Here is an 11,829-nt window from a genome sequence, read left to right as displayed (position 1 = left end):
GTTTGCAAAGGTAAAATAAAGCAAAAAGGTTTCTTGCAATAATTAACAATGGAGTGTCATCATGTTGGGTTAGTCATTGATTTTTAGGTTCCCCACGCTGGAATTGAACCCTTTAAATTGTCGATAAAAGCTTCATGCCCTCTGCCAAGCGGTTCGAGTTTAGTCCTGTTGGGGCTCACCTCAAGTCCAAGCGGGAGCAGGACTCGAACTAGGTCCGGTAACCAGCGGATATGAGTCCGACGCTATTAGGGAAATATAAGACCCGAGTTTTCACTCGAGGCTTTTTCGGTAGAGGAAACGTGACAAATTTCGGACCTTTTATATGATTTAAAAGAGGTAGCCGCACTCGTGTAACGTAAGTTTGAGCTATAAAAATATAAACACGTGGATTGCAAATAGTATTACGACCCGACGCTATTATAATATTTTGCCATTACTCCAATGAGTCTTATCTTGATTGTTTATCTGGTACATATATCTGCTGAAGTCTTTCTTTTGTCGAATTCGAAAGCATGGAAATTAATAGGTCAATCTCTGAATGTAATATTTTTAATGACATTAAATTTTGTGTGCGGAGATCACGTAGATAAATTCTTTTCATCTCGACAATTTCGTGTAAGTCGGCTTGCACATTTATTCCATTTAAAAAAAGTTGATAACTTCTATAAAATGCTTCTTTATTGGATATATTGTTTGACCAGTAACCTCCTCCTGGCTTTCTGACACTAGGGCCGCTGTTGTATAGTTCGGTAACGTTCGCAATGAAAGAATTCATTTTTTTTGTTATTATTTCTGTACTTCGAAAAATCAAGGAACGATCGACTTCGTCGGTTGAAATGGCAGCGTCTATTTTTTTGTAAAAGGAATTTATTGCATTACTATAAAATTTCAGTGTATCTATTTGAGGATTTATATATTTTAAAAAAACCTCCTGAACGTCCTTGTCCTTTTTGAAAGAGCGTGCGCTATACGGTATTGAGGTTTGTTTATTTAAAAAATTATTTAAATTATTTGCAAATTGTCCTATACTGTCCAGTGCGCCAATTATGAAATATCTTCTGTAATACCCATTTAAAACAGAATCGACTTTTTCTAATTGCTTAACTATATTACTATTACTTAACAGCTTGTGTTGGGATAATAAATTTCCATTGAGATTTGCTACAGCGAAATTGTACTCTTTGCTATTGACATTATTAAGAGAAATGACTGATGTTTCATTAATTGTTCTAATACATAGTTCTATGTAATTTGAAGACTGTTCTTTATACAATGCCGCTTGCTTTTCTGCATTTATCGCGTCTATGCTTTCATGAAATTGCGTGGCCATTCTTAAAAAAGATAAGCTATCGGCATGCCGGGTGTTGGAAGCGGTAATTGAATCGGCTTTTCTAATATTAGCTGCCGATGCTGAATCTAACTTTATGTCTCTTAAATGGTCTAATGAATCCTTTGACTTTTGGCGGGCTAAATTTGTCTTTTGAACGGACATATTCTCCCGTTGAAGTGAATCTGTTTCTTTAAATTGAGCATTACTTATAGCAGCAGTGTCACTATCTTTCTTTGCATTGTATGCAAAACCAATTATTGCCAAAAGAATTGTAATAAAACCGCTTAACTTAACAATAGAATCTATGAAGTCTTTTGGTTCCATTCCCCAGACTTTTCTGACCGAATCTTGGCCGCCAGTGGAAGATGCTTTTTCATTGTCCATAAGGTTTAGCATTAAATCAATTAAAGATATGGAAATTTCTAAAAACGAAATTTTCTATTCAACAATTTATAACTTGAGGCATTTAACTTTTAGTGCATGGTCGGCGTTTTCACCGTACCAAGAATTTATAAAACTGTTCAAACGAAAAAAGCCTAAAGACTTTCGACCTGGGGCTTTTGACTTCTTAAAAAGTCGCCTGGGCAGGACTCGAACCAAAATCCAAATTATTAACAATTAGATAATCGCCGACTCTAATTACAGACGAACATTTGGGATATGTAGACCTTTTCTTTTGGTACTTTTCTTTAAGGCACTTGAAGAAAAGAAAAGTACGGCGGCCATAGTTGCCACTCGCTCGATCCTTGACAAATATAAAGAATTACGCGTTTGGGTTATTATGAATATTATGTTAACTAGATTCGCGCGTAGTTAATTTCTATTCTGCCTTTAATTGATTGAAAATAAGTTATTTACAATATATTAGGATGCAGCCAACAACCTTAAATCCTGTAAAAAGGGGTTCGAAAAGCTTCCCCTACGGGCTACTGAGCGCCTCCGACTAAAAACCGGGGGCTTTTCTTATTTACAGAGATGTCAAATTTCGTTCCGCCAGGAAATGCTGCGCGCGATCCAAAACCGTACGCCGGCCGTTCGGTTTCGTTACAACGTCGATTTGATCTATATACAATTTTTTGTACATCAATAAGTTATAAATTTGGAATAGCGATTGCATTAAACCTTCTATTTGAAACCCTACACACTCCATATTGCCCTGTATGACGCAGCATTCTTCGGAATGCTGTTTATTGGCTTCACTTTTATCCTGCTGTTATGGTTCAGCAAGAAAGCAAACAGGCCCGCAAACCGCTTTTTGGCCGCAGCATTGGCTGTTGCTGTTTTGTGGATAGCCCGGATCATCGTAATTGACACCGGACTAAATATTTACGCTTCTTTCTGGAGCCGGCTACCGCTGCAATTCTCGCTGGCATTGGGTCCGCTGATCTTCTTTTATGTGCGCAAAATAACCCGTCCGCAATTTCCTTTCCGGCGTAGTGACCTGTGGCATTTCAGCCCGTTATTACTTGAGCTAAGTGCCTTTGCCTTTGAAATAGCAGAAAGTGTAAAAACAGGCGCGCCAACCTATGACACACTTGTTTTTCAGCGCGTGAACCTGGTATTACTGCTAATGGCATTCGGTTCGGTAGTTGTTTACTTATACCGTTGCCGCATGCTGATCGAAGGTTTTTATCAGCAACAAAAATTTAATGACGGCGACCGCCACAGGCATGAGTTACGATGGCTGCATCGCTTGCTGACTGTCTTCGGGATATTATGGTTGTTGTGGTTACCCTGCCTGGCCGCAGATTATTTCTTGTACAATTACCAATTGCCGGTACACCTATATTATCTCTTATATCTTCTTTTAATGCCATCATTAATATGGATAGCGGCTAGGGCGTTTTTAAGGCAAGAACCCGGAGTAATTACAGCTACAATACCAGTTTTAAAACCCTTACTTCCGGCAAACCTGAAGCAAAAGGCTATCTGGCTAAAAAAAACCGTTAAAGAAAACTGCTATTACCATGACCCTGAATTAAGCTTGGGTTCACTGGCTGAAAAGCTTGACCTGAGTGCCCATGAAGTGTCGAGGATACTTAACACTGTTCTCAAAAAAAGCTTTAATGATTTTATTAATGAATACCGGGTTCAGGACGCCATCCGGAAAATGCAGGACCCGGCTTACGATCATATCACCCTGCTGGGCATAGCGTATGAGTCGGGCTTCAATTCTCAAAGCTCGTTCAATCGCATTTTCAAACAAGTCGCCGGAAAAAGCCCAGCCGAGTACAAAAAAGAGCAATCAACTTATAATTTGGGCAGCCAGTCCCAATCTACGCCGGTAATTTCGTACCATGAAACCACCCCAAAGTGGTTTCGGGAGAAATTAAACCGCAACTTTATGTTTAAAAATTATTTGAAAATAGCCCAACGCAACCTGGTTCGCAATAAAGGTTATGCTGCTATTAATATTACCGGCCTGGCCGTTGGCATCGCCGTTTGTTTGGTGATCTTTATCATTATACAATATCAAACCAGCTTTGAGAATTTTCAGACAAAAAAAGACCGCATTTACCGGGTACTGACAGAATATCACAGTGCCGAGTCGGCCGATATTTCTTTTGGGAAAGACCTGCCGTTCCCATGGCCCGTAGGGCTAAAAACTTCCTTCCCCCAAATAGAACAGGTAGCCCCAATTTTTGCCAGTCACAACGACCAGCTGCAGATAGTTGGTAACAATGGGAACACGGAAAAAGTATTTAAAGAGCAGCACGGCGTATTTTTTGCCGGGCCGTCATTCTTCAAAATATTTGATTTTCCACTGATTGAGGGTTCGTATGCCTCGTTAAAAAATCCCGGTAACGTGTTCCTTACTAAAGCGGTAGCCGAAAAATATTTCGGTAACTGGAAAACGGCAATGGGTAAAACTATTAAAATGCAGGTAGGCGGCTATATGTTCGAACATGGTACGGATGTACTGACAGTTTCAGGTATCCTGGCTGATATACCTGCAAATACCGATTTTCAGCTCAAAGTTATCGTGGCTTACGGGACAGGATTTACCGGCGATTACCTGGCAAGCTCGCACGATTGGAATACAACGGTATCAGGCTATGGTTGCTATATTTTGCTGCCACCTAATTCATCCGCCGAAAATTTTAATCAGCAACTAAGCGCATATTCACGCAAAGTGGAGTCGGCTACGAACAAGGACAGTCATGTCATACAGCCATTAAGCGCGGTGCATTACGACGCTCAGGCAGGTAATTACAGCAATAGAACCGTCAGTCGCCAGTTGCTTAACGTATTGTGGCTCATCGCAGCATTTATCCTGTTAATTGCATGCGTAAACTTTATCAACCTTTCCACTGCGCAAGCTGTTAACCGGGCAAAAGAAGTTGGCGTTAGAAAGGTTTTGGGAAGTAACCGGTCTCAATTACAGGTGCAGTTCATTGTCGAGACTTTTTTGATCGTGGCGATGGCGGTAATACTTGCTGCGGGTATCACCATGCTCGCATTAAATGCGGTGGGTAAGCTTTTGGAACTTTCGCTTTCGTTCAACCTGTTTACCGATCCTGCAATTATTCTATTCCTGCTTGCCGTTACTGTTGTTGTAACAGCACTGGCCGGTTTTTATCCATCCATTGTTTTATCCCGTTTCAACCCTATTAATGCCTTAAAGAGCAAGCTCGCCTCAAATTCAGGCGGTATTTCGTTACGGCGCGGACTGGTCGTGTTTCAGTTCGTCATTGCACAGGTGCTCATCATCGGCACACTTATCATCGTCAGGCAAATGGATTATTTTATGGATCAGCCCCTGGGTTTTGATAAAGATGCTGTGGTGAATGTTCCCTTCCGCGTAGATACTACGCTGATGGGCAAAATGGATTATTTAAAGCGGCAGTTATTGTCGGGCAATGGCGTGCAAACCGTAAGCCTGAATACCAACACCCCGGTTGAAAATGGCAATGACACCTGGAGCGCCCTAAGATTTGATCATGCCGCTAAAGAAACCGATTTTAAAGCCATCACCAAATTTGCCGACGAAGAATATGTGCCTACTTATAAGCTGCCGCTTGTAGCCGGGAGAAACTTGCGGCAATCTGATATGACAACCGAATTTTTAGTGAACGAAACGCTGGTAAAAAGTTTGGGATTAACGAAACCGGAAGATATTATAGGCAAGGAGATAAGCATCTGGAACGACCAGATAAAATGCCCGGTAGTTGGTGTATTGAAGGATTTTAACGACCGGTCTTTCCGTAACAGCGTTGCACCGCTGATCATCACACAGGACAAAGCTATGTATAACCAGCTTGCCATAAAACTGGCAACCACACACATCTCATCAACCATGCAATCGGTTAAAAAGATATTTGACCAAACTTATCCCGATTATGTTTTTGAATACAAATTCCTGGACGAAAAAATAGCAAGCTTTTACAAGCAGGAAACCCAATTAGCCTCTTTATATAAAATTTTTGCCGCCATTGCTATATTCCTCAGCTGCCTGGGCCTTTATGGCCTGGCCTCGTTCATAGCAGTACAGCGAATAAAAGAAGTAGGTATCCGGAAAGTACTTGGCGCCAGTGCGGCTAATATCGTTTACCTGTTCTCAAAAGAGTTTATCATCCTTATCGCTATAGCTTTTGCGATAGCAACCCCCATTGCCTGGTATTACATGCATCAATGGCTGCAGGATTACGTCTATCGCATTAACATTAGCTGGTGGCTATTTGCTGCGGGCGGACTTGCTGCAATAATTATTGCATTGACAACAATAAGCTTCCAGGCGGTTAAGGCGGCATTAGCTAACCCGGTAAAAAGTTTGCGGAATGAATGATCTTACAAAGAGCTTAGGTCTGTTAAATGTGAGACCTGGGATTTAGTTGAACACTTATGTGGTGCGTTCCGGGGTGAGATACGGAACGCATTTTTACACTTGTAAAGATCTTTGCCACAAAAGTTCGTTCAATGGCTAAGGCTATTATTATCAAAGTGGTAGAAATTTACTGCAACAGGATAAATTTTCATCATTTTTGCTGTCAGTATGCAAAAAGGCAAACTGTTGATCATTGACGACGAGGAGCGGCTGCGCGGCCTGCTAGCCCGTATTCTTCAATTGGAAGGTTATGAGGTATTTACAGCGCCGACGGGAAAAGATGGCCTGAAAAAATTGCAGCAGGAACCGGCGAACGTTGTATTAAGCGACGTAAAACTGCCCGACATCAATGGTATCGAACTGACCAGCCAGATCAAAAACACATGGCCTGCCACCGAAGTCATTGTATTAACGGCTTTCGGCACCATAAACGATGGTGTTAAAGCGATAAAGTTGGGCGCCTTTGATTACATCACTAAAGGCGACGACAATGAAAAGATCATTCCCCTGGTCAGCAAGGCAATGGACAAGGCCCTTTTGCAACAGCGTGTACAGGAGCTGGAGAATAAGCTGAATGACAAATTTGGTTTTGACCGTATAATAGGTAATTCCGCAGCGATAAAGGAAGTGATATCCCTGGCCCAAAAGGTAGCGCTTACGGACACTACCGTTTTGCTGCTTGGCGAAACTGGTACCGGAAAAGAGGTATTTGCCGAAGCTATTCACCAGGCCAGTAGCCGTAAAGGCAAACCGTTTGTCGCGGTAAATTGCAGCGCGTTTACTAAAGAGTTGCTGGAAAGCGAACTTTTTGGGCACAAGGCAGGCGCTTTTACAGGGGCGGCAAAAGACAAAAAGGGCCTTTTTGAGGAAGCAAACGGAGGCACCATTTTTCTGGATGAAATGGGCGAGCTTGACCTGGAATTGCAGGCGAAATTATTACGTGTATTGGAGTCGCAACAGTTTTTAAAAGTGGGCGACACTAAACCTACCCAGGTTAACGTACGCATACTGGCCGCCACCAACCGCGACCTGCAGGCTGAGGTTGAAAGTAATCATTTTAGGTCCGACCTTTTTTATCGGCTGTCGGTATTCCAGATCGTATTGCCTGCCTTGCGCGAACGTAAAAATGACATTCCGCTGCTGGCCGGCTTTTTTGTTCAATATTTTGCCTCAAAAGTGAAAAAGCAGGTTACAGGCATATCACGCGGATTTACCGAAAAACTTGAGGCCTACAGCTGGCCCGGCAATATCAGGGAGCTAAAAAATGTGATAGAACGCGCTGTGATATTGTGTGAAGGACAGGAACTTGATGAGACGCTTCTCCCAAACGATATACTGCACACGCAGCTTTCCCGCTCAAATATGCTTTCTGCATTTGACCTTTCATCGGTGGAAAAACTACACATACAACGTGTATTGAACCATACACAGGGTAACCGTATTGAAGCTGCCAGGCTTTTAAATATAGGTGTAGCCACCTTGTACCGTAAGCTTAAGGAATACGGACTCGCGTAAACTTTCTCATTTTGATAATATCCCTATCAAAATGATAGGCCTCCCGGCCAGGGATCTCTTATCCGGCAGATCGCAAAACCCTCTTCACTTCATCTATTCCATGTTTCTTTAACACTGTCGTTCCCCGGGCACTATTTTGGCAATCATCCCGAAAAACAAACAAGGATATGGATATTCTTCAAACAGCGCTTTACGTGCTGGCCTTCATCATCTTCTTCTGGCTATTCTTTAAATCAGTCAATTACTTCGAAAAAATCTAAAGCAAATGATCGCACTATTCATCGTAGCCGTGGCCGTATTTATTTATATGGTTTATGTGCTTTTAAAACCGGAAAAATTTTAATCACTAAAAACTATGAACACTGAATTATTTGGCGTCGTTTTAATGTATGCACTGGTAATGGTTTTGGCCATACCGCTCGGGCGCTACATTGGTAAAGTTTTCAGCAATGAGAAAACATGGCTGGATAAATTATTTGACCCATTCGATAAAATTATTTTTAAACTGAGCGGCATTGACCCTTCAAAAGGAATGAACTGGAAACAGCACCTATCCGCATTGCTTGCTATCAATCTGCTTTGGATGTTCATTTGCATGTTTGTGTTAATGGACATGAGTTGGCTGCCCCTTAATCCGGATGGCAATCCTTCAATGAGCGCCGACCTGGCTTTTAATACAACGGTGAGCTTTGTTACCAATACCAATTTGCAACACTACTCCGGAGAAACAGGGCTTTCATATTTGGGCCAGCTGGTCTTAATGTTATGGCAATTTATAAGTGCCGCAACGGGTATTGCTATTTGCGCGGCAGTATTTATGGCCATGAAAGAAAGAACGACGGATAAACTGGGAAACTTTTATAATTTTTTTGTACGCAGTAGTACCCGTATCTTATTGCCTTTAGCCTGTGTGGTAGCGCTGATTCTGCTTTTTAATGGCTCGCCAATGACCTTCCGGGGTAAAGATACCGTCCTGACTTTACAGGGCGATACTGCACATATAAGCCGCGGCCCGGTAGCTGCATTTGTAGCCATTAAACAATTGGGAACAAACGGCGGCGGATTCTTCGGGCCCAATTCGGCGCATCCTTTGGAAAATCCCAATTACCTGACCAATATTGTTGAGACCGTTAGTATTTTTCTCATTCCCATCGCAATGGTCTTTGCACTTGGATATGTCTTAAAAAGAAGAAAATTGGCCTGGGTAATATATGGAGTAATGACAGTGGGATTTCTCAGTTTAGTTATCCCATCTATTTACTACGAGATGAGCGGCAACCATGCCATTGAAAAAATGGGAGTGATGCAAAACACGGGCAGCATGGAAGGTAAGGAAGTCCGTTTTGGCCCTGCTGCCTCTGCGTATTGGGCAATCAATACAACAGTCACCAGCAATGGCTCTGTGAACGCCATGCATGATAGCATGACCCCGCTTACCGGCATGTTTGCTTTGCTGGGTATGATGATCAATTGCTTTTATGGCGGTGTTGGGGTTGGTTTTCTGAACTTTTATATATTCATCATCATCGCCGTTTTCATTAGCGGCCTGATGGTGGGACGAACGCCCGAATTCTTAGGCAAAAAGATTGAAGCGAAAGAAATGAAAATCGCGTTGATCATCGCCTTGTTGCACCCGCTCCTCATTTTAGCCGGCACTGCCATTGCCAGTCATTTATATGCACATAATCCGACGGCCTACGCAGCCTGGCTCAATAATCCGGGGTTTCATGGTTTCAGCGAAATGCTATACGAGTTCACTTCATCATCTGCTAATAACGGCAGCGGTTTTGAAGGCCTGGGCGACAACACGCCGTTTTGGAACACGGCATGCGGCATAGTGATGATCCTGGGCAGATACTTGCCGATCATTGGCCCTGTTGCTATAGCCGGCCTCTTAGCCAACAAAAAGTATATTCCTGAAAGCGTCGGAACGCTTAAAACAGATACAGGCACATTTGGCGTAATGGTATTTGCGGTAATCGTTATCGTTGCTGCGCTGTCATTTTTCCCTGCCCTGGCTTTGGGCCCGATAGCCGAACACCTTTCATTAAGATAAGCCCTAACCCCTCCTTTCCAATTGGAGAGGGGACTAAAAAGAAATATTAAGAAAATGAAATCAACTCAAAATACATTATTCCAGGGCGACCAGGTAAAGGATGCGCTAAAGCAAGCCATTGTCAAACTGGACCCACGCATATTGGTACGCAACCCGGTAATGTTCACCGTCGAGATCGGCACCGTGGTGATGCTCATCGTTACAATTTTTTCAGTTACAAACTCAGCCCAGGGCAGCTTTGGTTACAATTTTACTATTTTCCTGATATTGCTGTTGACCGTGCTGTTCGCCAACTTCGCTGAAGCGATTGCCGAAGCAAGGGGCAAGGCTCAGGCGGAAAGCCTCCGTAAAACCCGCGAAGAAACACCTGCGCGGGTGTTGGTGGACGGTGTTGAAAAAAGGGTGATGTCATCCGCGTTAAGAAAAGGCGACATGTTCTTTTGCGAAGCAGGCGACACTATACCTACCGACGGTGAGATCATTGAAGGCATAGCTACGATTGACGAATCGGCCATTACCGGCGAATCGGCGCCGGTTATCCGCGAGGCCGGCGGCGATAAGTCGTCTGTTACGGGCGGAACGAAAGTATTGTCCGACCGGATCAAAGTGATCGTTACCACGCAACCCGGCGAAAGTTTCCTGGATAAGATGATTGCCCTGGTGGAAGGCGCGTCAAGGCAGAAAACGCCTAACGAGATCGCTCTAACTATCCTTTTGGCTGGATTTACATTGGTTTTCGTTATTGTATGTGTAACCTTAAAACCATTCGCCGATTACGCCAATACCCCTATAACCATAGCTGCATTTATCTCACTTTTTGTGTGTTTGATCCCGACAACTATCGGTGGCCTGCTATCGGCCATCGGTATTGCGGGAATGGATAGGGCCTTGCGCGCCAATGTGATCACCAAATCGGGCAAAGCTGTTGAAACCGCAGGCGACCTGGATACCCTATTGTTAGACAAGACCGGGACAATAACCATAGGTAACCGTAAAGCCACCAACTTCTGGCCTGCGAACGGCGTTAGCGAGACTGAATTCACCAAAGCCTGTGTATTGAGTTCGCTGGCTGACGAAACACCTGAAGGAAAATCGATAGTGGAACTTGCAGAGCAAGGTCCCGGTAAATTAACTTTCAAGGCGCCGGACAAGGCTGTATTCATTAAATTCACTGCCGAGACCCGTTCAAGCGGCTTGGATACTCCTGATGGTGTACGTATCCGTAAGGGAGCATTCGACTCCATCCGTAACATGGTGATCAAAGCCGGGAACCTCTTTCCTGCTGAAACAGAGGAACGCGTGAAAACCATCTCGTCCAATGGTGGCACACCGCTCGTGGTATCGCAAAACGAAAAAGTGCTGGGCGTAATAGAACTGCAGGATATCATCAAAACCGGCATCTACGAACGTTTTGAACGCCTGCGCAAGATGGGTGTAAAAACTGTAATGGTTACCGGTGATAACCCGCTGACCGCCAAATTTATTGCTGAAAAAGCCGGTGTGGATGATTTTATCGCGGAAGCAAAACCCGAAGATAAAATGAATTATATCAAGGCTGAACAGCAGGGTGGCAAGCTGGTAGCCATGATGGGCGACGGTACAAACGACGCTCCGGCACTGGCCCAGGCCGATGTGGGCGTAGCCATGAACAGTGGCACCCAGGCGGCAAAAGAAGCCGGCAACATGGTCGACCTGGATAATGACCCGACCAAACTGATAGAAATTGTTGAGATAGGCAAGCAATTGCTGATGACTCGCGGCACATTAACCACCTTTTCCATCGCGAATGATGTGGCAAAATACTTTGCCATTGTTCCGGCTTTGTTCATGGTTTCGATACCATCGCTGGCTGCACTCAATATCATGGGCCTGCATAGCCCGCAATCGGCTATACTGTCGGCAGTGATCTTTAACGCCATCATCATCCCGTTGCTGATACCATTGGCATTGCGTGGTGTTGAATACAAACCTATCGGAGCAAGCGCATTGCTGCGCCGCAACCTGCTGATCTATGGTTTAGGCGGTGTGTTGGTGCCATTTATTGGTATTAAACTGATCGACCTTGTGGTGGCATTATTTATTTAACAACTCAAATCTCATTAA

Annotated in this window: 6 protein-coding genes; 5 read left to right on the top strand and 1 reads right to left on the bottom strand. The window is 43.7% G+C overall.

Annotated features, from left to right (window positions below):
* Window positions 1-448: 448 nt before the first annotated feature.
* Complete coding sequence (locus tag VL525_RS13890) at window positions 449-1,714, bottom strand: hypothetical protein (protein ID WP_325387603.1); 1,266 nt, start codon at window positions 1,712-1,714, stop codon at window positions 449-451.
* Between the two features lie 745 nt (window positions 1,715-2,459).
* Between VL525_RS13890 and VL525_RS13885 the strand changes: the two genes are divergently transcribed.
* The 5 genes from VL525_RS13885 (at window position 2,460) to kdpB (ending at window position 11,811) form a co-directional block, all read left to right on the top strand.
* Complete coding sequence (locus VL525_RS13885) at window positions 2,460-6,116, top strand: ABC transporter permease (RefSeq protein ID WP_325387600.1); 3,657 nt, start codon at window positions 2,460-2,462, stop codon at window positions 6,114-6,116.
* Between the two features lie 207 nt (window positions 6,117-6,323).
* A complete protein-coding gene (locus VL525_RS13880) occupies window positions 6,324-7,670 on the top strand; it encodes a sigma-54 dependent transcriptional regulator (RefSeq protein WP_325387597.1) in 1,347 nt (448 codons plus the stop codon).
* 265 nt (window positions 7,671-7,935) lie between these two features.
* The gene (gene kdpF / locus VL525_RS22835) at window positions 7,936-8,013 is read left to right on the top strand and encodes a K(+)-transporting ATPase subunit F (protein WP_374726384.1); all 78 of its coding nucleotides are present in this window, start codon (window positions 7,936-7,938) and stop codon (window positions 8,011-8,013) included.
* A 12-nt stretch (window positions 8,014-8,025) separates the two neighbouring features.
* The gene (kdpA, locus tag VL525_RS13875; RefSeq protein WP_325387594.1) at window positions 8,026-9,726 is read left to right on the top strand and encodes a potassium-transporting ATPase subunit KdpA; all 1,701 of its coding nucleotides are present in this window, start codon (window positions 8,026-8,028) and stop codon (window positions 9,724-9,726) included.
* A 54-nt stretch (window positions 9,727-9,780) separates the two neighbouring features.
* Window positions 9,781-11,811 (top strand): potassium-transporting ATPase subunit KdpB, encoded by a 2,031-nt coding sequence (kdpB, locus tag VL525_RS13870; RefSeq protein WP_325387592.1) that lies wholly within the window; start codon window positions 9,781-9,783, stop codon window positions 11,809-11,811.
* The last annotated feature ends 18 nt before the right edge of the window (window positions 11,812-11,829 follow it).

It is taken from the genome of Mucilaginibacter sp., from assembly GCF_035492695.1.
GTDB lineage: Bacteria > Bacteroidota > Bacteroidia > Sphingobacteriales > Sphingobacteriaceae > Mucilaginibacter.
Note: the sequence above shows the minus strand (reverse complement) of the source record. Positions and strands in the feature narration are given on the sequence as shown.

What these genes read in the sequence shown, in the direction of transcription:
- kdpA (WP_325387594.1), top strand. Translation starts at nt 8,026, where the DNA reads ATGAACACTGAATTATTTGGCGTCGTTTTAATGTATGCACTGGTAATG.
- VL525_RS13880 (WP_325387597.1), top strand. Translation starts at nt 6,324, where the DNA reads ATGCAAAAAGGCAAACTGTTGATCATTGACGACGAGGAGCGGCTGCGC.
- kdpB (WP_325387592.1), top strand. Translation starts at nt 9,781, where the DNA reads ATGAAATCAACTCAAAATACATTATTCCAGGGCGACCAGGTAAAGGAT.
- VL525_RS13890 (WP_325387603.1), bottom strand. Translation starts at nt 1,714, where the DNA reads ATGGACAATGAAAAAGCATCTTCCACTGGCGGCCAAGATTCGGTCAGA.
- kdpF (WP_374726384.1), top strand. Translation starts at nt 7,936, where the DNA reads ATGATCGCACTATTCATCGTAGCCGTGGCCGTATTTATTTATATGGTT.